Annotated in this window: 18 protein-coding genes and 6 tRNA genes; 21 read left to right on the top strand and 3 right to left on the bottom strand. The window is 45.8% G+C overall.

Features of this window, described 5'->3' with window-relative positions:
* The first annotated feature begins 51 nt into the window (after positions 1 to 51).
* The 6 genes from F7Y48_RS19770 to F7Y48_RS19745 all read left to right on the top strand — a co-directional run bounded on the left by F7Y48_RS19770 (position 52) and on the right by F7Y48_RS19745 (position 711).
* Positions 52 to 127, top strand: a tRNA-Gly gene (locus F7Y48_RS19770).
* A 42-nt stretch (positions 128 to 169) separates the two neighbouring features.
* Positions 170 to 246: transfer RNA gene (locus tag F7Y48_RS19765), tRNA-Met, on the top strand.
* Between the two features lie 30 nt (positions 247 to 276).
* A tRNA-Gly gene (locus tag F7Y48_RS19760) sits at positions 277 to 352 on the top strand.
* Between the two features lie 36 nt (positions 353 to 388).
* Positions 389 to 464 (top strand) — tRNA-Gly (locus F7Y48_RS19755).
* Positions 465 to 499: 35 nt separating this feature from the next.
* Positions 500 to 575 (top strand) — tRNA-Gly (locus F7Y48_RS19750).
* 59 nt (positions 576 to 634) lie between these two features.
* Positions 635 to 711: transfer RNA gene (locus F7Y48_RS19745), tRNA-Met, on the top strand.
* A gap of 619 nt (positions 712 to 1,330) precedes the next feature.
* On the opposite strand, the gene queG is transcribed toward F7Y48_RS19745, so the two are convergent.
* Positions 1,331 to 2,458: a tRNA epoxyqueuosine(34) reductase QueG gene (gene queG, locus F7Y48_RS19740; protein WP_258508324.1), complete on the bottom strand. Its 1,128-nt coding sequence runs from the start codon at positions 2,456 to 2,458 to the stop codon at positions 1,331 to 1,333.
* Between the two features lie 277 nt (positions 2,459 to 2,735).
* On the opposite strand from queG, the gene tsaE reads away from it, so the two are divergent.
* From tsaE to hflC, 8 genes are all read left to right on the top strand, one after another.
* A complete protein-coding gene (tsaE, locus tag F7Y48_RS19735; protein WP_005381372.1) occupies positions 2,736 to 3,200 on the top strand; it encodes a tRNA (adenosine(37)-N6)-threonylcarbamoyltransferase complex ATPase subunit type 1 TsaE in 465 nt (154 codons plus the stop codon).
* Positions 3,194 to 4,909, top strand: coding sequence for an N-acetylmuramoyl-L-alanine amidase (locus F7Y48_RS19730; protein WP_316685310.1), 1,716 nt, complete (start codon positions 3,194 to 3,196; stop codon positions 4,907 to 4,909). Before tsaE ends, F7Y48_RS19730 begins: the two co-directional genes overlap by 7 nt.
* Before the next feature lie 18 nt (positions 4,910 to 4,927).
* Positions 4,928 to 6,940: a DNA mismatch repair endonuclease MutL gene (mutL, locus tag F7Y48_RS19725; RefSeq protein WP_258508326.1), complete on the top strand. Its 2,013-nt coding sequence runs from the start codon at positions 4,928 to 4,930 to the stop codon at positions 6,938 to 6,940.
* On the top strand, positions 6,937 to 7,869 hold the full coding sequence (miaA, locus tag F7Y48_RS19720; protein WP_005395375.1) for a tRNA (adenosine(37)-N6)-dimethylallyltransferase MiaA: 933 nt from the start codon (positions 6,937 to 6,939) through the stop codon (positions 7,867 to 7,869). The genes mutL and miaA overlap by 4 nt, the downstream gene beginning before the upstream one ends.
* A 193-nt stretch (positions 7,870 to 8,062) precedes the next feature.
* Positions 8,063 to 8,326 carry an RNA chaperone Hfq gene (hfq, locus tag F7Y48_RS19715; protein ID WP_258508327.1) on the top strand — a complete coding sequence of 88 codons (264 nt, stop codon included), beginning with the start codon at positions 8,063 to 8,065 and terminating at the stop codon, positions 8,324 to 8,326.
* Between the two features lie 38 nt (positions 8,327 to 8,364).
* Entirely contained in the window at positions 8,365 to 9,654 is a 1,290-nt protein-coding gene (hflX, locus tag F7Y48_RS19710; protein ID WP_005381380.1) for a ribosome rescue GTPase HflX, read from the top strand.
* A 45-nt stretch (positions 9,655 to 9,699) separates the two neighbouring features.
* On the top strand, positions 9,700 to 10,905 hold the full coding sequence (gene hflK, locus F7Y48_RS19705) for an FtsH protease activity modulator HflK (protein WP_005395374.1): 1,206 nt from the start codon (positions 9,700 to 9,702) through the stop codon (positions 10,903 to 10,905).
* A 2-nt stretch (positions 10,906 to 10,907) separates the two neighbouring features.
* Positions 10,908 to 11,888, top strand: a complete 981-nt coding sequence (gene hflC / locus F7Y48_RS19700) for a protease modulator HflC (protein WP_005381382.1) — start codon at positions 10,908 to 10,910, stop codon at positions 11,886 to 11,888.
* A 62-nt stretch (positions 11,889 to 11,950) separates the two neighbouring features.
* On the opposite strand, the gene F7Y48_RS19695 is transcribed toward hflC, so the two are convergent.
* Positions 11,951 to 12,136 carry a DUF2065 domain-containing protein gene (locus tag F7Y48_RS19695; protein ID WP_005381383.1) on the bottom strand — a complete coding sequence of 62 codons (186 nt, stop codon included), beginning with the start codon at positions 12,134 to 12,136 and terminating at the stop codon, positions 11,951 to 11,953.
* A 172-nt stretch (positions 12,137 to 12,308) separates the two neighbouring features.
* Here F7Y48_RS19695 and F7Y48_RS19690 point away from each other — a divergent pair, with 172 nt between their 5' ends.
* Complete coding sequence (locus tag F7Y48_RS19690; protein WP_316685308.1) at positions 12,309 to 13,625, top strand: adenylosuccinate synthase; 1,317 nt, start codon at positions 12,309 to 12,311, stop codon at positions 13,623 to 13,625.
* Positions 13,626 to 13,844: 219 nt separating this feature from the next.
* Positions 13,845 to 14,480 carry a flagellar protein MotX gene (motX, locus tag F7Y48_RS19685; protein ID WP_005387944.1) on the top strand — a complete coding sequence of 212 codons (636 nt, stop codon included), beginning with the start codon at positions 13,845 to 13,847 and terminating at the stop codon, positions 14,478 to 14,480.
* Between the two features lie 84 nt (positions 14,481 to 14,564).
* Here motX and hmpA read toward each other — a convergent pair whose 3' ends face one another.
* Positions 14,565 to 15,749 carry an NO-inducible flavohemoprotein gene (hmpA, locus tag F7Y48_RS19680; RefSeq protein ID WP_074190097.1) on the bottom strand — a complete coding sequence of 395 codons (1,185 nt, stop codon included), beginning with the start codon at positions 15,747 to 15,749 and terminating at the stop codon, positions 14,565 to 14,567.
* A 157-nt stretch (positions 15,750 to 15,906) separates the two neighbouring features.
* Between hmpA and nsrR the strand changes: the two genes are divergently transcribed.
* The 5 genes from nsrR to trpS all read left to right on the top strand — a co-directional run bounded on the left by nsrR (position 15,907) and on the right by trpS (position 21,687).
* Positions 15,907 to 16,332, top strand: coding sequence for a nitric oxide-sensing transcriptional repressor NsrR (nsrR, locus tag F7Y48_RS19675; RefSeq protein ID WP_005387939.1), 426 nt, complete (start codon positions 15,907 to 15,909; stop codon positions 16,330 to 16,332).
* A 115-nt stretch (positions 16,333 to 16,447) separates the two neighbouring features.
* On the top strand, positions 16,448 to 18,952 hold the full coding sequence (gene rnr / locus F7Y48_RS19670; protein WP_316685307.1) for a ribonuclease R: 2,505 nt from the start codon (positions 16,448 to 16,450) through the stop codon (positions 18,950 to 18,952).
* Positions 18,953 to 19,022: 70 nt separating this feature from the next.
* On the top strand, positions 19,023 to 19,769 hold the full coding sequence (gene rlmB, locus F7Y48_RS19665) for a 23S rRNA (guanosine(2251)-2'-O)-methyltransferase RlmB (RefSeq protein WP_316685306.1): 747 nt from the start codon (positions 19,023 to 19,025) through the stop codon (positions 19,767 to 19,769).
* A gap of 99 nt (positions 19,770 to 19,868) precedes the next feature.
* Entirely contained in the window at positions 19,869 to 20,555 is a 687-nt protein-coding gene (locus F7Y48_RS19660) for a phosphoglycolate phosphatase (RefSeq protein ID WP_005395368.1), read from the top strand.
* Positions 20,556 to 20,670: 115 nt separating this feature from the next.
* On the top strand, positions 20,671 to 21,687 hold the full coding sequence (gene trpS / locus F7Y48_RS19655; protein ID WP_005395367.1) for a tryptophan--tRNA ligase: 1,017 nt from the start codon (positions 20,671 to 20,673) through the stop codon (positions 21,685 to 21,687).
* Positions 21,688 to 21,733 lie beyond the last annotated feature (46 nt).

The raw sequence follows: 21,733 nt of genomic DNA, 5'->3' as shown, positions 1-21,733 counted from the left end.
AAAAAAATGCTCTTATAATTCGCAGCCCTAAACAGCGGAAACGTTGTTGATGCGACACTAGCTCAGTTGGTAGAGCGCAACCTTGCCAAGGTTGAGGTCACGAGTTCGAACCTCGTGTGTCGCTCCAGTTTCATAGTTCTCACGGTACTTAACGGTGACACAATACGGACGCGGGGTGGAGCAGCTTGGTAGCTCGTCGGGCTCATAACCCGAAGGTCGTCGGTTCAAATCCGGCCCCCGCAACCAAATTCTATTAATAGCGACTGCTGTTAATATGCGACACTAGCTCAGTTGGTAGAGCGCAACCTTGCCAAGGTTGAGGTCACGAGTTCGAACCTCGTGTGTCGCTCCAATATATAGCCCTCATCGTGCTTAACGGTGACGAAATGCGACACTAGCTCAGTTGGTAGAGCGCAACCTTGCCAAGGTTGAGGTCACGAGTTCGAACCTCGTGTGTCGCTCCAATATATAGCCTTCATCGTGCTTAACGGTGACAAAAGCGACACTAGCTCAGTTGGTAGAGCGCAACCTTGCCAAGGTTGAGGTCACGAGTTCGAACCTCGTGTGTCGCTCCAGTTTCTTTTTTATAAATGAAAGCAAAGCCTTCATCATCAACAAAGATGAAGCACTCGGACGCGGGGTGGAGCAGCTTGGTAGCTCGTCGGGCTCATAACCCGAAGGTCGTCGGTTCAAATCCGGCCCCCGCAACCAAATACAAGACGATAGATTGAATGCTTATTTATTAGCACAATCCTAAGTCGTCGCCGGATGCGCCGCTTGATTCAATTCCTGCTTCTCGCAACCAATCACATCGCTCTTTTCATAATGCTGCGAAGCATGAATCCCCAAAAACTAAATTTTATCCGCATCATATGATGTCGGACGATTTCGTTTGTGTTTAAAACACGATATGAATCGGCTGGCGTACAAGCATGATGAGGTTCTGCATGTTTTATCTACTTTAATTAACAGAGTTATCCACATACGTCGTTCTGTGGATAAGTTAGTTGATAAAGTGTTTTTAGCTTGACTTTTTGCGATGGAGAAGAAAGATCTTTTCGCTGAAGGAAAGTCGAAATAATAACGAAATATTGATTAAGTCTTTGTTAAACAAGAGAAAAATAAGTTTTTTGACGGATCGGATACGTTAAAATACGATCATTAACTGGTATTTTTTTGATCCTAGTCATTTCTCCAAGCTGTGTTTAACTTTTTTCTGCTAGCTTGTTTTTCTTGAATCTCAAATTTTTTTCCACATTACAAAATTGAGAACAAGGTCATGAATTGAACATGTAAAAGTGCTTTCAATCTCTTGCATATAGACTACGCACTATGCGTCTCTTGGTAGCCCCTTCTCGACGATTCTTATTAAGCGCTGCTTTTTCGTCTCTGTAGATGCTTTATTCTCAATGGGGAGTTGATTCAGTTGCTCGGCCAAAGCCCATTTGATGTGTTCATCAAGTAATTTATTTTCACCTTGTCGACTTTCTAACGCATCAATGACTCGTTGACTGTATTCTGCATTACCAAGTGCGACAGCAATATTACGCAGCCACTGTATATGACCAATGCGACGAATAGCGGAGCCTTCCATATTTTTTAGAAAAGTCGCTTCATCCCAGTTAAACATGTCAACGAGATCCGGGTTTTTGAAACTATCACGACGATGGAAATCACTCTGCTCCGTTATGTCGGCGTAGCGATTCCATGGGCAAACCAATTGGCAGTCATCACAGCCATAAATGCGGTTACCCATTGGCTTGCGAAACTCTTCAGGGATCACGCCATCGAACTCGATGGTGAGGTAAGAGATACAGCGTCTGGCATCGACAACTTTGTCTTCAACGATGGCTTGTGTTGGGCATGAGGTAATGCATGCTTTGCATTTACCGCACTGATCAACGCTTGGCTCGTCAGCGGGAAGTGGCAAGTCGATAAGTAATTCGCCTAAAAAGAACCACGAGCCACAGTCTTGATCTAAAATCAGGGAATGTTTCCCTGTCCAGCCTAAGCCTGCTTTTTGGGCGAGTGGTCGCTCCAATATTGGTGCGGAGTCGACGAAAGGTCGGTAACCATACTGACCAACTTCTTGTTCAATAAGTTTGCCAAGTTTATTCAGTTGTTTTCTGACGAGCTTGTGATAATCACGCCCTAATGCATAGCGACTAATATAGGCATGATTTTTATTCGCTAGGTTCGAAGCGAATTGTGCTTCTGGTGGTAGGTAGTCCATCCGAACGCTGATCACACGAACGGTTCCCGGGAGTAGCTCATTGGGTCTAGCTCGCATCATACCGTGACGAGCCATCCAGTCCATTGAGCCGTGATAACCTGCATCGAGCCATTTTTGCAGTGCGGCTTCATGCTCACTCAGATCAACGTCGCAGATCCCAACTTTTTGGAAGCCGAGCTCTTTTCCCCAAATTTTGATTTGTTGTGCGAGTTGTTCGTAGTTCATGCTAACCACCGGAATAAAAGGGGGGCGGATCTTAACGGATCTCTGGCTTTGGTGCTACCCAGTTAGGGACGTTTTTGATGCTGTGAATACTGCTTATTGAAGTCATTTGCATATATTCTAAATCTAGGTCGATACTAAGGTGATTAAGATACCGTTCCTTGGATACTTTTTTCGCACATATGACATTTGAAAGCTTGTCTCTCAAAACCAACACGGTTTACTATTCCTGTTCTTTTGATTTTTATATAGTCAACGATCATTAGTTAGAGAAGCATCAATGAGCACGAAACAATTCAATTTAAAAGATGAGCACGAAACGGTTGCACTAGGTACCGCTCTGGCTCAGCTTTGTTCGCAACAAACCACAATTTATCTGCATGGTGATTTGGGTGCAGGTAAAACAACCTTTAGTCGTGGTTTTGTCCGTGCTCTTGGCCATCAAGGTAACGTGAAAAGCCCAACTTATACTCTAGTCGAACCGTATCAGTTGGATCAGTGGCAAGTGTACCATTTCGATCTTTATCGTCTTGCGGATCCTGAAGAGCTTGAGTTCATGGGGATTCGAGATTACTTCACAGATGATGCAATTTGCTTGGTTGAATGGCCTGAAAAAGGGCATGGTTTGTTGCCACAACCGGATCTTGATGTGAACATTCGCTACCAAGGTGAGCAGCGTGTAGCCGAACTAACAGCTAATAATGATTATGGTGTGCAGTTACTCAGTCGATTGGAGCTATGTTGAGTTTTTCAAATTTTAGAGTAGTGGCGACGTTTGTCGCCACTTTTCTCCTTCTCATCCCCAATTTAGCATTTGCTAACGTCGTTAAGAGTTTTCGAGTTTGGCCTTCTCCTGATGAAACGCGTGTTGTCATCGATTTAGGCTCGGAAGCTGACTATTCCTATTTCTCTTTATCCGGACCGGATCGTCTTGTCGTGGATTTAAAAAGCACGACCATGCAGGCCAAACTGCCTGTTACTGTTACGGACAGCCCGGTTTTAAAGCTAGTTCGAAAAAGCTCTCCGCCAGAGAAGGGCACCTATCGTTTGGTGTTTGAACTGAAAAAGAGCGTTCAAGCGGAATTGTTTAAATTAAGCCCAACACCTGGCGGGCAATATGGTCACCGTTTGGTGATTGACCTGCCGCACGGTAAGAAAGCATCGACTTCAGCTTCTAAACCGAGCAAGCCAGCGGCGACCAGTAAAGACATGAGTTCAGTTCAACGAGCTCAAGAAGTCTTGATCGTTATCGACCCTGGTCACGGTGGTGAAGATCCTGGCTCTATTGGCCCTTCACGCCGTAAGTACGAGAAAGACGCGGTATTGAGTATCTCAAGAAAAATTGCTGCTCAGCTCGATGCTACGCCTGGGATTAAAACGCGTATGACACGTACCGGAGATTACTTTGTGAATCTAAACCGTCGTGTAGCCATTGCCCGTGAAAATGATGCGCACTTACTAATTTCCATTCACGCTGATGCGTTTACCTCACCGAAGCCTCGCGGAGGTTCGGTTTTCGTGTTGAATACTCATCGTGCAAATACTGAAATTGCTCGTTGGGTTGAGAACCATGAGAAACAATCTGAAATATTAGGTGGTTCGGGTAATGCGTTCTTCACTAAGACCAAAGATCGTAACGTGAACCAAACTTTGTTGGACTTGCAGTTTAGTCATTCACAAAAAGAAGGGTATAAGCTGGCAACAGAAATCCTTGGTGAGATGGGGCGTGTTGCGCACCTGCATAACACCAAACCGATTAATACTAGCCTTGCTGTTTTACGCTCTCCGCAGATTCCGTCTGTATTAGTGGAAACGGGCTTTATTTCTAACCCAACAGAAGAGCGGTTGCTGTTTCAACGAGCGCACCAAGATAAGTTAGCTCAGGCGATCACCAAGGCGGTCGTTAAGTACTTAAAAGATAATCCACCAGAGGGTACGGTATTCTCGCCTTCAGCGAAGCCAATAGTGCATACCGTAAAACGTGGCGAGTCGTTATCGGTGATTGCGAATAAATATGGGCTTAGCTCTAAAGCGCTGATGTCGGCAAACAACTTGAAGTCGACTGGGTTGGCAATTGGTCAGAAGCTCAAAATCCCTTCTGCTGGCACGATTAAAGTGCCAAGTAAACCGATTACTGTTGAGACAGAAACCATTATTCACAAGGTTAAGTCAGGTGAGTTCTTAGGTAAGATCGCGAGTCACTATAAAGTGAAGGTTTCAGATATCCGCCGTGAGAACAACCTGAAGTCAGATACCTTGTGGGTAGGACAAAAGTTGAAGATAACAGTCGCTGTCAAAGATAAGCCTATCCGTAAGCACAAAGTTTCTCGAGGTGAATACCTTGGTAAAATAGCGTCCAAATACGGCGTCAGCGTTTCGAGCATTCGTAAAGCGAACAACTTACGCTCTGATCAACTGGCGGTTGGGCAAATTCTTATCATTCCAAACAAGTAGGTGAGCTTCTAACTCATTATGACGATTAAAATTTTGCCAGCTAGACTTGCAAACCAAATCGCAGCAGGGGAAGTGGTCGAGAGACCCGCCTCTGTGATTAAAGAACTGGTTGAAAATAGTCTTGATTCTGGCGCAACTCGAATCGATATCGATATCGAGAAAGGAGGCGCAAAGCTGATTCGTGTTCGTGATAACGGAAAAGGTATCGCGAAAGATGAACTCGGCTTAGCGCTCAGTCGTCATGCTACATCTAAGATACATACCTTGGATGATCTCGAAGCCATCATGAGTCTAGGTTTTCGTGGTGAAGCGTTAGCCAGTATTAGCTCAGTCTCGCGTTTGACGCTCACATCGCGTCCTGCGGCACAAGAAGAAGCCTGGAGTGCCTACTCCGAAGGGCGTGATATGCAGGTGAAGCTTAAGCCAGCAGCGCACCCGATTGGTACGACTGTTGAGGTGTTGGACTTATTTTTTAATACTCCAGCGCGTCGCAAATTTCTGCGTACGGAGAAAACCGAATTTGCTCATATTGATGAGTTATTGAAACGCATTGCGTTAAGTCGCTTTGATGTCACCATCAATGTGCGTCATAACGGCAAGATCATTCGTCAATATCGTGCGGCGAAAAATCAGCTTCAAACCGAAAAACGTATTGCAGCTGTCTGCGGTAACGCGTTTGTTCGACACATGCTCAGAATCGAGCTTGAGCATCAAGGGTTAAAGCTACATGGTTGGATCACCACACCAGAAGGAGCAAGGCAGCAAAGCGATTTACAGTATTGCTATGTGAATGGCCGAATGATGCGTGACAAATTAATCAATCACGCGATTCGTCAAAGCTATGAAATGAGCTTAAAGCCAGATCAGTTCGCTGCCTATGTGCTCTTTATTGAGTTAGACCCGCACCAGGTAGATGTGAATGTCCACCCTGCTAAGCATGAAGTGCGTTTCCACCAAGCTCGCTTAGTGCATGATTTCATCTATCAAGCTTTGGCGGATGCACTTGCACAAAGCGCCGTGATTGATAAACCACAGGTTAATGAATCGGCATTTCATCGTGTGGAACCGAATGAGCCCGAAGAGGTTGAGCATTCGCCTGCGCCTGAAAAAGTACAAGAGCCAGCATCTTCACCAGTACCAGAGCGGGTTTATCAAGCGATAGAGAGTACACCGGCTTATCCTGGACGCAATGATTATGAAGTGAAGCCTCGTAATAGCGGTCCTAGTGAAACCTCCGTGCGAGAGGCGCGCGTAGTGGAGTCATTCAAACGTAATGATTGGGTGGAATCCAAATCCGCACCAAAGCCGAATCACAGTAAAGAGCGCCATGTTGAGCCAGCACCAAGCAAGCAAGAAGTGCGCGCTTATCACGAGTTGTTGAAAACGCCAGAGTTTGAGTCTCAATCCGTAACGCCGATAGTGCCCCAAAAGGCAACTTCGCATGCATCACTTCCATCGATTAATGCATTAGGCAAAGCGCTAGTGATGGTCGATGAGCAATTTGTTTTGATGAGCAGTGACAGTGGGGCGGCGTTAGTCTCGTTACCTAGAGCGGAATTTTATCGTGTAAAAGGGCAGCTCACTCCAAGCGATGGCGCGCTTAAAGCACAGCCTTTACTCGTTCCTCTATCTATTAAGTTAGAGGCCGAGTTAGTGAAGCTGGCTCAAGATTATCAACAAGATTTGGCGTTACTTGGCATTCAATTGAAAGCGAGAAATGAGCAAGCCTTAATGGTGATGGGCGTTCCCGCGCCGCTACGTCAACAAAACTTACAAAATCTAGTACCAGATCTGTTATCTTACGCGCAATCTTGTGTGAAGGAAGGTATAGCAACGGCTCAGATGCTGTCTGAGTTGATAGATTGGCTCGCATTGCAGGTCACGACAGTGAAGAGTCACTATACTTTTTCTGAAGCAATTCAAATTATTGCGGAACTTGAACAGCTAAGAGATGGTCAATTGCCATTAGAAGATACAAAATTTGTATCCGCTGTTGATTTCTCTGCCACGATAGCCAAATTAAAACCATGACAGATAAACTACCTTTGGCGCTATTTTTAATGGGGCCAACTGCATCAGGCAAAACTGAGTTGGCGATTCGTCTTCGTCAAAAGTTCCCGGTTGAGATCATCAGTGTTGATTCTGCTTTGATCTATAAAGGGATGGATATCGGTACGGCGAAACCGGATGAAAAAGAGTTAAGTTTAGCGCCTCATCGCTTGATTGATATTTTGGATCCGAGCGAATCTTACTCTGTAGCCGACTTTCGTCGTGATGCATTGAAAGCGATGGATGATATTGTTGCAGAAGGAAAAATTCCACTCTTAGTGGGTGGGACAATGCTGTATTATAAGGCGCTACTTGAAGGTTTATCCCCACTTCCTGCTGCAAATCCTGAAATTCGTCAGCAAATTGAACAAGAAGCATTGACTAAAGGTTGGTCAGTGTTGCACGATGAACTCAAAGAGGTTGATCCTGTATCAGCAGCGAGAATCCATCCCAATGATCCCCAACGTTTATCTCGGGCATTGGAAGTTTTTCGTATTTCAGGTAAAACTTTGACTGAATTGACTCAAACGAAAGGTGAAAGCCTGCCATACCGAGTCAAGCAGTTTGCAATAGCTCCCAAGGATAGGGCAGAACTTCACCGTCGAATTGAACTTCGTTTCGAAAAGATGATGGAAGCGGGCTTTGAAGAAGAAATGAAAGCGCTACATTCGCGAAAAGATCTTCACCCCGATCTTCCTTCCATACGATGCGTCGGTTACCGACAGATGTGGGAGTATTTAGATGGGGAGTGTACACGTGACGAAGCAGTATTTCGTGGCGTATGCGCGACTCGTCAATTGGCCAAGCGTCAAATCACCTGGTTACGCAGCTGGGATGACTTAACTTGGTTGGATAGCGAGAACATTGAACAGGCATTAGAAACGATGTCGGAAGCAATAGCATCTGATTGACATAGCTGTGTATAATGTGATCGTTTTTGCGTGAACGCACTCTCAAAGGATCTGTTGTTGGCGGTTTTTATACTATGCTGCTAATTACTTAGAGTGCATTTTTGATTCGTTTAGCTCAGATGCAAAAGCAGTATCTTTTGCATTGCACCACTAGCTAAATAATTACAACTACAAATTAAATAAGGAAAATAAAATGGCTAAGGGGCAATCTCTACAAGACCCATTTCTAAACGCGCTACGTCGTGAGCGTATCCCGGTATCTATCTACCTTGTGAATGGTATTAAACTACAAGGTCAGATCGAATCGTTCGATCAATTTGTGATCCTGCTGAAGAATACTGTTAACCAAATGGTGTACAAGCACGCGATCTCAACAGTTGTGCCGGCTCGTCCAGTGAGCCATCACAGCAGTGAACGTCCACAAGGTGAGCGTCCACAAGAGAAATCAGAAGATTAATTCTTCATCGAGTATTTTTAAAATAAGGAGTTGATTGCTTGTTTGACCGTTATGAATCCGGTGAGCGAGCCGTACTTGTTCATATCAACTTCACGCAAGAAGGTGAATGGGAAGATCTGGCTGAGTTCGAAATGCTGGTTTCTTCTGCTGGGGTAGAGGCGCTACAAGTGGTAACTGGTAGTCGTCAATCCCCACACCCGAAATACTATGTCGGAGAGGGTAAGGCCCAAGAGATTGCTACTGCGGTACAGTCGACAGGTGCTGAAATTGTGATTTTTAATCACGCCCTCTCTCCTGCCCAAGAACGTAACCTCGAAGCACTGTGCCAATGTCGAGTTCTCGACCGCACTGGTCTTATTCTCGATATCTTTGCTCAACGAGCTCGAACACACGAAGGTAAGCTACAGGTAGAGCTGGCTCAACTTCGTCATATCTCTACTCGTTTGATTCGTGGTTGGACGCACCTTGAAAGGCAGAAAGGGGGTATCGGTTTACGTGGCCCGGGTGAAACCCAGCTGGAAACCGACCGTCGCTTATTGCGTGACAGAATCAAAGCCATCCTGCGACGCTTAGACAAAGTAGCGAAGCAGCGTGAACAAGGGCGCCGCGCCCGAAATCGAGCTGAAATCCCAACGGTTTCACTCGTGGGTTACACCAACGCGGGTAAGTCGACACTCTTCAACCGTATTACAGAAGCTGGCGTGTATGCCGCTGATCAACTATTTGCTACTTTGGACCCGACTTTACGTAAGATAGAGTTAGCAGATGTTGGGCCTGCCATTTTGGCAGACACGGTTGGTTTTATTCGACATTTGCCTCACGACTTGGTTGCGGCCTTCAAGGCAACCTTGCAGGAAACGCAAGAAGCTGACATTTTGTTACATGTTGTTGATGCCAGTGATGAGCGTTTTCGTGAGAATATTCAAGCTGTTCATGAAGTACTAGAAGAGATCGACGCACATGAAGTGCCGACTCTGGTTGTCATGAACAAAATCGACAATCTAGATTCGCAGAAACCACGTATAGAACGAGACGAGGAAGGCGTACCTCGCGCAGTTTGGGTTTCAGCAATGGATGGGTTGGGCATTGATGTCCTGTTTGAGGCACTGACGGAACGTCTGGCGTCACAAATGGTCGAGCATCAGTTGCGAATTCCTCCACAGTATCAAGGACGATTCCGTAGTACCTTCTTCCAAATGAAGTGTATTCAACGTGAGGAATATGACCAGGATGGTAACTTGTTGATCGATATTCGAATGCAGCAAGTAGATTGGTCTAGACTTGAAAAAAGAGAAGGGGCAGTTTTGACTGGCTTTATAGTCACTTAAAGGACTGCTACAGTATAACGTCATATCAAATGATGGAGCTTTCTAATGGCGTGGAATGAGCCTGGAAATAACAACGGCAACAATGGCCGCGATAATGACCCTTGGGGTAATAATAATCGTGGTGGCCAGCGTCCTGGTGGCCGAGATCAAGGTCCGCCAGATTTAGATGAAGTGTTCAATAAACTGAGTCAAAAACTGGGTGGCAAGTTTGGTAAAAAAGGCGGCGGTGGTTCTCCAATCGGCGGCGGTGGTGGTAGTGCAATTGGCTTTGGCGTGATTGCTCTTATTGCTGTTGCAGTTTGGTTCTTCGCTGGTTTTTACACCATCGGTGAAGCAGAGCGTGGTGTTGTGCTGCGTTTAGGTAAATACGATCGTATCGTAGACCCAGGCCTTAACTGGCGCCCTCGCTTTATTGATGAATACGAAGCGGTAAACGTACAAGCGATTCGTTCACTACGTGCATCTGGTCTAATGCTGACTAAAGACGAAAACGTCGTAACAGTCGCGATGGATGTTCAGTACCGAGTGACTGACCCATACAAATACTTGTACCGTGTAACCAATGCAGACGACAGCTTGCGTCAAGCAACGGATTCTGCACTACGTGCAGTAATTGGTGACTCATTGATGGATAGCATTCTAACTAGTGGTCGTCAGCAAATTCGTCAAACTACGCAAGAAACACTGAACCAAATCATTGATAGCTATGATATGGGGCTGGTACTTGTTGACGTAAACTTCCAGTCTGCGCGTCCACCAGAGCAAGTGAAAGATGCGTTTGATGATGCAATCGCAGCTCGTGAGGATGAAGAGCGTTTCATCCGTGAAGCTGAAGCATACAAGAACGAAATTTTGCCGAAGGCAACGGGTCGTGCTGAACGTTTGAAGAAAGAAGCACAAGGTTACAATGAGCGTGTCACTAACGAGGCTCTTGGTCAGGTAGCACAGTTCGAAAAACTACTACCAGAATACCAAGCGGCACCAGGTGTAACGCGTGACCGTCTGTACATTGACGCAATGGAAGAAGTGTACTCAAGCACTTCGAAAGTGTTGATTGACTCGGAATCAAGCGGCAATCTTCTGTACCTTCCAATCGATAAGTTGGCGGGCCAAGAAGGTCAGGCAGACACAAAACGTAAATCGAAGTCATCTTCAACCTACGATCAAATTCAACTGGAGTCTGAGCGTACACAAGAAGACACTTCGAACACGCAGTCTCGTTCAACAGGTTCACGTCAAGGGAGATACTAAGAATGCGTAAGTTAATGATCCCTGTATTGGTAATCGCACTGGCATTAATGTTGATGTCTCTGTTTGTGATTCCTGAAGGTGAACGCGGTATCGTGGTTCGATTTGGTCGTGTTCTTAAAGACAACAACGACATCACTCGAATTTACGAGCCTGGTTTGCATTTCAAGATGCCTCTGTTTGACCGTGTGAAACAACTTGATGCACGTATCCAAACGATGGATGGCCGTGCAGACCGTTTCGTAACGTCTGAGAAAAAAGACGTTATTATTGATACCTACGTGAAGTGGCGTATTGAAGACTTTGGTCGTTACTACCTAGCGACAGGCGGTGGTAATTCGCTAACGGCGGAGGCACTACTTGAGCGTAAAGTAACGGATGTGCTTCGTTCTGAAATCGGTGCTCGTGAAATCAAACAGATTGTATCTGGTCCACGTAACGATGATGTACTACCAGAAGATGCAAGTGCAGATGTTGTCGCAACTGAAGCGGCACGTGAAGCGCTTGAGATTGATGGTGAACGTGACCTAATCATGTCTGAAGTATTGAAAGACACGCGTGAAAGCGCGATGAAAGACTTGGGTGTTCGTGTTGTTGATTTCCGCATGAAGAAAATCAACCTGCCTGATGAAATCAGTGAGTCTATCTACCGTCGTATGCGTGCAGAGCGTGAGTCTGTAGCTCGTAAGCACCGTTCTCAAGGTCGTGAGAAAGCAGAAGTTATTCGTGCTCAAGCTGAGCTAGAAGTGGCAACGATTCTAGCTGAAGCTGATAAGACTGCTCGTGTAACACGAGGTGAAGCGGATGCAGAAGCAGCGAAGATTTATGCTGAAGCATACAACAAAGACCCTGAATTCTTTAGCTTCCTACGTTCGCTACGTGCGTATGAGAAGTCCTTCAGCTCTAAGAGCGATATCCTGGTACTTGATCCGAAGAGTGAGTTCTTCCAATACATGAACCAGTCGAAGGGCAGCATGGAGAAATAATCTCAGCGTCAAATGAAACAAAAGGCTCCTTAGGGAGCCTTTTTTGTATCTGATGCTAAGTGCTAGCTCATCATTATGGCGATTACGGCTCCAGCAACTACTAGGCAGCCACCGATACGTCGTAGCTGATTGTTGGGCTGTTCACTTAATTGAGCCACCATATTCCGCCAACCGTTTGGAGCAATGAGTGGTCCAATGCCTTCCACGATCAAGACGAGCCCAATCGCCAACCATATGGATTCAGACATACCGCTTTCCAGTCGAATAAAGAAAACTAAATACTATCAGTGATATGCTGATTTCAAAATGAGCAAAGCAGCAAGATGACATTCTGGTAGCAACTCTGTGAACAAAAAATGACTGCAAGAAGCGTGATTCGGTGCTAGAATCCATTTTTAACTAGCAATCAGACTTGGAAAGATGGGAAATAACGTAGTCGTTCTAGGCACCCAATGGGGTGACGAAGGTAAAGGTAAAATCGTAGACCTTTTAACTGAAGATGCAAAATACGTGGTACGCTACCAAGGCGGTCACAACGCAGGTCATACTCTCGTAATTGACGGTGAAAAAACCGTTCTTCACTTAATTCCATCAGGTATCCTTCGCGATAACGTAAAATGTGTTATCGGTAACGGTGTTGTACTATCACCTGAAGCTCTACTTAAAGAAATGAAACCTCTTGAAGAGCGCGGTATTCCAGTACGCGAGCGTCTTTTCATTTCTGAAGCATGTCCGCTAATTCTTCCTTACCACATTGCAATGGATCAAGCTCGCGAAATCGCTCGCGGTAAAAAAGCTATCGGTACAACAGGTCGTGGTATCGGTCCAGCATACGAAGATAAAGTTGCTCGTCGCGGTCTACGCGTTGGCGACCTATTCGATATGGAATCGTTCGCTGAGAAGCTAAAAGAAGTCATGGAGTTCCATAACTTCCAACTAGTTAACTTCTACAAAGCTGAACCAGTAAGCTACGAAGCTGTGCTTGAAGAAGCAAAAGGCTACGCAGAGCTACTTACTTCAATGGTTATCGATGTAACTGACGAACTAGACGCAGCACGTAAGCGCGGTGATAAGATCATGTTCGAAGGTGCACAAGGTACGCTACTTGATATCGACCACGGTACTTACCCGTACGTAACGTCTTCTAACACGACAGCTGGTGGTGTTGCTGCAGGTTCTGGTTTTGGTCCTCGTCATATCGGTTACATCTTGGGTATCGCGAAAGCGTACTGTACTCGCGTTGGTGCAGGTCCATTCCCGACAGAACTATACGATGGTCTAGATAAGCAAGATCCAATTGGTAAGCATTTAGGTGAAGTTGGCCACGAGTTCGGTGCGACAACTGGTCGTCTACGTCGTACTGGTTGGTTCGATGCTGTTGCTATGCGTCGTGCAATCCAAATCAACTCTGTATCTGGTTTCTGTCTAACTAAACTAGACGTACTAGATGGTCTAGAAGAGCTAAAAATCTGTACTGGTTACAAGATGGAAGATGGCTCTGTGATAGAAGTTTCTCCGATGGCTGCTGAAGCATTCGAAAAAGCGACGCCAATCTACGAAACTATGCCTGGTTGGTCTGAGAACACATTCGGTGCTAAAGCGCTAGAAGATCTACCACAAGCGGCTCTTAACTACATCAAGCGTATTGAAGAGCTAACCGGTGTGCCTGTAGATATCATTTCAACAGGTCCTGACCGTAACGAAACTATCATCAAGGTTCATCCATTCGAAGCTTAATTGATAGTCGTTAAAGATTGCAAAAGCCGACCTTCTGGTCGGCTTTTTTGTATCTGAACAAAAAACGGCAGTGATTCTCATATGGCAATTTTTTGCCGCTGAGTCTAAGTCAGAGGCAAAAATTGTCTAAAGCTTAGCTGGTTTTTGCCGATAAGGTTATCAAGCAGAGGAGATCCTTCATCGATCTTTGGTTTCTTAGATACCTTAAAGAGTACGTTTATGAAGTTACGAACAGTGGCTGCTTCACTGTTATTGACCTTGGTAGCTACCACAGCGAAAGCCAATGTTGCTGATGTGGGGGCGCCAGTTCCTATCTACACCGAAGCAGAGCTGATAAAGCTTATTGAGCAAAATAAGCACTTACAACGTGTGCGCGCTGATAACTGCCAGCTGGTGGAGGATATCGTTGCTCGTGCGACTCGAATTAACTTGCCCGCTTATGAATTTCTTTACGGCGACATGTTGGCGTGGGGTGTGTGTGTCGAGCAAGATGTCGAACTGGGCCTTTACTACATCGAAAATGCAGCACATCAGGGATTACCTGCCGCGCTAGAGCAGATTGGCCGATACTATTCGCGTGGCACTTTAGTGCAGCAAGATAAAGAACGAGCAATTCCTTACTTGCGAGAAGCCGCCTCAATGGGAAACCTAAATGCGCGTATTCATTTAGCCGAATTGCTCCTGCGTGATTACGGCAGCCCACTTGATTACGAAGATGCGTATCGTTGGTTATATAACTCTGTCACAGCAGATAAGCGGCAGCATAAGCGTATCACTGTATTGAGAAATGGCCTTGAGCAGCGCATGCCACAAAACGTTATTGCTCGAGCTAAACGGCGAGATACCTTTTGGTAACGTCCTATTAAGGCAAACAACTTCATACAACAAGGCCCACATAATGTGGGCTTTGTTGTTTTCCCGAAGAGTAATCTTGAGCGATTAAACGACTTTGTGTGGACCGAAGCATTCGTAATGGAATTGCTCTTGTGGTACGCCAAGTTCTAATAGTTGTTTCGCTACGTGCTGCATGAACCCGACAGGGCCACAGAAGTACACCTGCACGTTATCTTGCTTTAATGCGGCTTCAATTTCATACAGATTGACAAAACCCTTGAAGTGGAAGTCTTCACCTAGTTTGTCTTCTGCCGTTGGGTGGTTATACCAAACGAGCGCGTTCATGTTTTCTTTCGCCGCGACTAGTTGGTTCACGTGTTGCTTGAAAGCATGCTGTTGACCATTTTCTGTTGCATGAACCCAAGTTACAGGTGCTTGATGTGCTGAGAGACTTTCTAGCATGGACAGCGTTGGCGTCAGTCCTACACCTGCAGAAATTAGAACAACGGGTGTTTGTGGTTCGGCATCCATAAAGAAATCACCGGCAGGGGCGGCAAGCTGCACTTTTTCGCCAATGTTCAGGCTATCGTGCAGGAAGTTCGATACTTTTCCGCCTTCTTCGCGTTTTACCGAGATACGGTAAGTGTTCTCTTGAACCGCAGAGGATAGGCTGTATTGGCGAATTTCTTGGTTTTCTAACTGGTCACTGTTGATATAGATGCCAAGATATTGTCCCGGTTTATACGGTGCCACTTTTTGGCCATCGGTTGGCTTGAACACAAAGCTGCAAATGTGTTCGCTCTCTATTTGTTTATCAACTAACTCAAATTCGCGTAGACCGCGCCAGCCGCCTTCCAAAGCTTCATTTTGTTGGTAAATTTGTTCTTCGCGCTGAATAAATACATTCGCAAGTACGCCGTAAGCCTCAGCCCAAGCATCCAACACTTCCTGACCTGGATTAAAAAGCTCATCGATTGTCGCAAGTAAATGTTTACCAACGATTTGGTACTGATCTTCTGTGATCAAAAAGCTCGTGTGTTTATGCGCAATTTTTTCTACTGCGCCAAGTAGGGCTGGCAAATTTTCAATATTGGCAGCATAGGCGCAGATGGCGTTGAATAGCGCTTCACGCTGATCGCCGTTGCGCTGGTTACTCATATTAAAAATATCTTTCAACTCTGGGTTATGAGTAAACATACGTTCGTAAAAGTGTGCGGTCAGTTTTGGTCCCGTTTCGGCGATAAGTGGTGCGGTCGCTTTGACGATCTCGATGGTTTGATTGCTGAGCATATGGGCTTCCTACTTTAAGTTGTATTTATAATGCATGTTTAAAGTTGTATCTCAAATGTATCTTTCGATCAAGAAAAGATTTACACTTTTATCGATAGCTCAAGTTTGGCGTTTTAGTGTCACCAGCGAGTTATTGAGTCGCACTTTGGGAGAGAATATGCAGTTAACGAGCTTTACTGATTATGCGTTGAGAACCTTAATTTTCTTGGCTTCGTTGCCGGAAGATGAGTTAACTAATATCACTGAAGTGACGGATTTATTTGGTGTGTCACGTAACCATATGGTTAAAGTTATCAACCGTTTAGGGCAACTAGGTTATGTCCACACCGTGCGTGGAAAAAACGGTGGTATTCGGCTGATGAAACCTGCTTCTGAAATCACAGTAGGTGGTGTCGTGCGAGATTTAGAGCCGTTAGATTTGGTCAATTGCGGCGTAGATTTTTGCCATATTACCCCTGCCTGTCGCCTCAAAGATAAATTGGCAAAAGCAAAAAGTGCCTTTTTGGCGGAGCTGGATGATTGCACGATCGAATCCTTGCTGAGCGACAATTCTGAGTTGTTGATCTTACTAGCTCGTCCTTAACTCATTTGCACGTCTAGAGTCGATCTCGATCATTCTTTTTTCAAAGCAATTCTGTAGCTTATCGAGAGACTCAGATATACTAGCCATATACCTTCCTTGCTAGATAGGCGTGCCTATGTCAGACAATATTCCAAACGATCCTTTTGCAGATCGTGAATCCAAAAATTACGAAAATCCAATTCCAAGCCGAGAGTTTATCATCGAGTTTCTAGAGCAAGCGGGCGTTCCAATGAATCGCAACGACTTGTATGAGGCACTAAAGCTTGAGGGCGAAGAGCAATACGAAGGGTTGCGTCGTCGGCTACGTGCGATGGAGCGAGATGGTCAACTGGTGTTTACCCGCCGTCAGTGCTACGCATTGCCTGAAAAACTTGAAATGGTGAAAGGTTACGTGATTGGTCATCGTGATGGCCACGGTTGGGTGCGTCCAGAAGGCAGCGTCGGCAAGGATGATGATATTCTGTTACCGCACCATCAAATGAAGAACATCATCCACGGTGACTTTGTTTTAGTGCAACCTACAGACAACAGCAAGCGCGGTCGTCGTGAAGGGCGCTTGGTTCGAGTGTTAGAGGAGCGTAATGATCAAATCGTCGGTCGTTTCTTCCTCGAATATGGTTATTCCTATGTTGTCCCTGATGACTCGCGTATCAGCCAAGATATTCTGATCCCAAATGAGCACAAAGCGGGTGCACGCATGGGTAACGTGGTCGTGATTGAAATTACTGATCGTGGCTCACGCTCACGTGGCATGATGGGTAAAGTGGTTGAAGTACTTGGTGAAAATATGGCACCAGGTATGGAAACGCAAATTGCGATTCGTACACACCAAATTCCTCACGAGTGGCCAGAGGCCGTCGATAAACAAATCGAAAACTTAGGCGAAGAAGTACCAGAAGAAGCCAAAGTTGGTCGTGTGGATCTACGTGAGTTACCACTTGTGACCATTGACGGCGAAGACGCACGAGACTTTGATGATGCTGTTTACTGTGAGAAGAACAAAGAAGGTGGTTGGCGTTTATGGGTAGCGATTGCTGACGTCAGTTACTACGTTCGCCCTGACTCTGCGCTGGATAAAGAAGCCATCAACCGTGGTAACTCGGTGTACTTCCCATCGCAAGTAGTGCCAATGCTACCGGAAGTGCTATCAAATGGTTTGTGTTCACTTAACCCACAAGTTGATCGCTTGTGTATGGTGTGCGAAATGACCATCTCAGAGACGGGTAAACTATCGGGCTACAAGCACTACGAGGCGGTGATGAACTCGCACGCTCGTCTCACATATAGCAAAGTGAGCGCGATTCTAGAAGGGGATGAGGAACTACGTGAGCGTTACCAGCCGCTTGTTTTTCATCTAGAAGAGCTGCATAAGATGTACAAAGTGCTGAAAGAAGCACGAGATCAACGCGGTGCAATCGAATTTGAAACCGTTGAAACCAAGTTTATCTTCAATGCGGAACGTAAAATCGAAAGCATTGAGCCAGTGATTCGTAATGACGCGCACAAGATCATCGAAGAATGTATGATTTTAGCCAACATTGCTTCGGCATCTCTGGTAGAAAAAGCGAAAGAGCCTGCGCTCTATCGTATCCACGAATCTCCAGGTGAATTACGCCTGCAAGGTTTCCGTGACTTCTTAAGTGAACTTGGTCTTGAGCTAAAAGGTGGTCTAGAGCCTTCTCCAACGGACTATGCTGATCTCGCACGTCAAATCTCTGGGCGTCAAGATCAAGAGTTGATTCAAACCATGCTGCTGCGCTCAATGAAGCAAGCGGTATACAACGCAGATAACGCGGGGCACTTTGGATTGGCACTGAAACGCTATGCGCACTTTACGTCGCCAATTCGTCGTTACCCTGACCTGTTACTTCACCGTGCAATCAAGTATCTGATTGCGAAAGAAGAAGGTCGTAATCAAGATCGCTGGACACCAACGGGTGGCTACCATTACTCGTTCGATGATATGGACTTTTACGGTAAACAATGTTCGATGACAGAGCGCCGTGCGGACGATGCCACACGTGATGTTGCGGATTGGCTGAAGTGTGAATATATGCAAGACCACGTCGGTGACGAACTAGAAGGTGTTATTGCTAATGTCACTAGCTTTGGCTTCTTTGTACGTTTAACGGATTTGCACATCGATGGTTTGGTGCATATTTCTACCCTTGCGAACGACTACTATCAATTTGACCCTATTGGTCAACGACTTATTGGTGAAAGTTTCGGTAACATCTATCGCTTAGGTGATGCAGTAAAAGTAAAAGTACTGGCTGTTAACCTCGATGATAAGCAAATTGACTTTGAATTGGTCGAAACAAGTCGTAAGCTACGTGGTGAAGGTAAGACTGCGAAGAAACGCGCAGCGGAAGCAAAACGCAAAGCGAAAGATAAAAAACGCGCTGCGACTCGCTCTTCACCGAAAGAAGGTGGCGCGCCTCGCGCAGTTCCTGCGATAGAGCCAACTAAGCGTCCAGAAGAAACGGGCGCAGTGAGTAAGCGCAATGGCCCCAAACGTGATGACGCCGAAGGCAAAAAGAAGCCTAAAGTGAAAAAAGCACGTAAAAAAAAGCCACACAGTAAGCCGAAGAAAACCAAGCGCACTAAAAAAGAAGCGTAGTAGGCTGAAGCGCCAGCTCAGTTCAAACTCAGCTGGCGCAGGCAATACGACCCGAACAACAGGTTAAACAATGAGTAACGAATTTATCTACGGCATTCACGCAGTGAAAGCGGTATTGGAGCGCGAACCAGAGCGTTTTATCGAGGCATACGTTTTAAAAGGTCGTCAAGATGATCGCCTAATGCCAATCCTAAATGATCTTCAGGTTTGTGGTGTCTCTATTCAACAAATGACGCGTAAAACTCTGGATGATAAAGCGCGTGGTACAAATCACCAAGGCATCATTGCTCGCGTAAAACCAGCAAAACAACTGAACGAGAACGACATTGATGACATCTTAGCGCAGCATGAATCACCGCTACTGTTAGTGTTAGATGGTGTGACGGACCCGCACAACCTTGGTGCGTGTTTGCGTAACGCAGATGCGGCAGGCGCTGCGGCGATCATCGTACCGAAAGATCGTTCTGCACCAATGAATGCCACGGTAAGTAAAGTAGCATGTGGCGCTGCAGAGGTTGTGCCTTTGATTCGTGTAACCAACCTTGCACGTACAATGCGTACGCTACAGGAAAAAGGGATTTGGTTTGTGGGTACGGCTGGTGAAGCTACGCACGACATTTATCAAGCTAAGCTTACTGGTCCTCTTGCTATCGTGATGGGTGCTGAAGGTGATGGTATGCGTCGTCTTACTCGCGAAACCTGCGATGATTTAATTAAGATCCCTATGGCGGGCAGTGTATCAAGCTTGAACGTATCAGTGGCTTCTGGTATCTGTTTGTTTGAAGCGGTTCGTCAGCGTTTGGCTGCCCAAAAATAAGGCGAGCACACTAAGCGTCGCTGAGTGTGACACTGAGTGACATCAAGATTAAGCACACAGGATGGGGAACCATCCTGTGTTATTTTAGCTAGGGAATTTATGACCCAACAAGATATTAAATTGATTGCTTTTGATCTGGATGGAACACTGCTTGATAGCGTGCCAGATCTTGCCGTAGCGGCCGATCAAGCAGTTCAGGCGTTAGGCTATCCTTCTGTATCAGAAGAGCAGGTGCGTGATTACGTTGGTAATGGTGCAGATATATTGATTGGACGTGCATTAAGCCAAAGCATGACCATCAGCAGTGATTTGAGTGATGAGCTGCGTGCTAAAGCGCGTGAGCTGTTTGATGAATACTACAAGCAAAGCGGCCATAAGCTAAGTCACCTTTACCCAACAGTAAAAGAGACGCTTGAAGAGCTACACCAAGCTGGTTTTACGATGGCGATTGTGACGAACAAGCCCTCGAAATTCGTACCAGAAATTCTAGAGCAGCATGACATCGCCAAGTACTTCGTAGACGTATTAGGTGGTGACGCGTTTCCAGAGAAAAAACCAAACCCGGTGGCGCTGAACTGGCTAATGGAAAAGCACCAGGTAAAACCAGCAGAGATGCTGATGGTTGGGGATTCGAAAAACGATATCTTGGCGGCGAAAAATGCGGGTTGTGCTTCATTTGGTTTAACTTACGGTTATAACCACGGCGAGCCCATTTCAGCTTCGAACCCTGACGTAGTGGCGAACCGCCTCGCGGAATTACTGGAAGTCGTCGCTGTTTCTGCATAACGGCAACAAAAGATCTTCCAAAATACTTGTTAATGAGTACACTGAGTAAACCGTGCGCTAAAAGCCGCACGGTTTTTCATTTTAATTAGATTAAGAAGTCAAAGGAATCATTCTAATGAGCAAACCCATTGTATTGAGTGGTGTTCAACCGTCAGGTGAACTAAGTATCGGTAACTACTTGGGTGCTCTACGTCAATGGCAGCAGATGCAAGACGATTATGATTGCCAATACTGTGTAGTAGACCTTCATGCGATTACGGTTCGTCAGGATCCTAAAGCACTGCATGAAGCGACATTAGATGCACTGGCAATTTGTCTGGCAGTTGGTGTTGATCCGAAGAAGAGCACGCTATTTGTTCAGTCACACGTACCAGAGCATGCTCAACTTGGTTGGCTTCTTAACTGTTACACGCAAATGGGTGAGCTGAGCCGTATGACTCAGTTTAAAGACAAATCGGCACGTTACGCGAATGACGTAAACGTGGGGCTGTTTGATTACCCTGTGTTGATGGCAGCAGATATTTTGCTTTACGGCGCACACCAAGTGCCAGTTGGTAGCGACCAGAAACAGCATCTTGAGTTAGCACGTGATATCGCAACGCGTTTTAACAACATCTACTCACCAGAGAGTCCGATTTTTACCGTTCCTGAGCCGTACATTCCAACAGTCAATGCACGTGTGATGAGTCTTCAAGACGCGACGAAGAAAATGTCGAAGTCAGATGATAACCGTAAGAACGTGATTACTCTGCTTGAAGAGCCAAAGTCGATCATCAAGAAGATCAACAAGGCGCAAACAGACACCGAAACCCCACCAAGCATTCGCCATGATATCGAGAACAAAGCGGGTATCGCGAACCTAATGGGACTTTACTCTGCGGCGACAGGAATGAGCTTTGAAGATATCGAAGCCAAGTACAAAGGCGTAGAAATGTATGGTCCATTTAAGAAAGATGTTGGTGAGGCGGTTGTAGCAATGCTTGAGCCAATTCAAGCAGAATACCATCGTATTCGCGCTGATCGTGCTTACATGGATGAGGTAATGCAGCAAGGTGCAGAAAAAGCATCGGCTCGCGCCGCTGAAACGCTGAAGAAAGCATACAAAGCGGTAGGCTTTGTCGCTCGCCCATAGTTGCTAAGAATAGATTACAAAAAGCTCCACGTTAGTGGAGCTTTTT

This window comes from Vibrio sp. 2-1-2a, from assembly GCF_032648565.1.
Lineage (GTDB): Bacteria > Pseudomonadota > Gammaproteobacteria > Enterobacterales > Vibrionaceae > Vibrio > Vibrio diabolicus.
The sequence above is the reverse complement of the archived record's forward strand: the minus strand, read 5'-3'. Positions and strand labels throughout refer to the sequence as shown.

Coding starts and splice junctions, on each gene's coding strand:
- queG (WP_258508324.1), bottom strand. CDS start 2,458: ATGAACTACGAACAACTCGCACAACAAATCAAAATTTGGGGAAAAGAG.
- tsaE (WP_005381372.1), top strand. CDS start 2,736: ATGAGCACGAAACAATTCAATTTAAAAGATGAGCACGAAACGGTTGCA.
- F7Y48_RS19730 (WP_316685310.1), top strand. CDS start 3,194: ATGTTGAGTTTTTCAAATTTTAGAGTAGTGGCGACGTTTGTCGCCACT.
- mutL (WP_258508326.1), top strand. CDS start 4,928: ATGACGATTAAAATTTTGCCAGCTAGACTTGCAAACCAAATCGCAGCA.
- miaA (WP_005395375.1), top strand. CDS start 6,937: ATGACAGATAAACTACCTTTGGCGCTATTTTTAATGGGGCCAACTGCA.
- hfq (WP_258508327.1), top strand. CDS start 8,063: ATGGCTAAGGGGCAATCTCTACAAGACCCATTTCTAAACGCGCTACGT.
- hflK (WP_005395374.1), top strand. CDS start 9,700: ATGGCGTGGAATGAGCCTGGAAATAACAACGGCAACAATGGCCGCGAT.
- hflC (WP_005381382.1), top strand. CDS start 10,908: ATGCGTAAGTTAATGATCCCTGTATTGGTAATCGCACTGGCATTAATG.
- F7Y48_RS19695 (WP_005381383.1), bottom strand. CDS start 12,136: ATGTCTGAATCCATATGGTTGGCGATTGGGCTCGTCTTGATCGTGGAA.
- F7Y48_RS19690 (WP_316685308.1), top strand. CDS start 12,309: ATGGGAAATAACGTAGTCGTTCTAGGCACCCAATGGGGTGACGAAGGT.
- motX (WP_005387944.1), top strand. CDS start 13,845: ATGAAGTTACGAACAGTGGCTGCTTCACTGTTATTGACCTTGGTAGCT.
- hmpA (WP_074190097.1), bottom strand. CDS start 15,749: ATGCTCAGCAATCAAACCATCGAGATCGTCAAAGCGACCGCACCACTT.
- nsrR (WP_005387939.1), top strand. CDS start 15,907: ATGCAGTTAACGAGCTTTACTGATTATGCGTTGAGAACCTTAATTTTC.
- rnr (WP_316685307.1), top strand. CDS start 16,448: ATGTCAGACAATATTCCAAACGATCCTTTTGCAGATCGTGAATCCAAA.
- rlmB (WP_316685306.1), top strand. CDS start 19,023: ATGAGTAACGAATTTATCTACGGCATTCACGCAGTGAAAGCGGTATTG.
- F7Y48_RS19660 (WP_005395368.1), top strand. CDS start 19,869: ATGACCCAACAAGATATTAAATTGATTGCTTTTGATCTGGATGGAACA.
- trpS (WP_005395367.1), top strand. CDS start 20,671: ATGAGCAAACCCATTGTATTGAGTGGTGTTCAACCGTCAGGTGAACTA.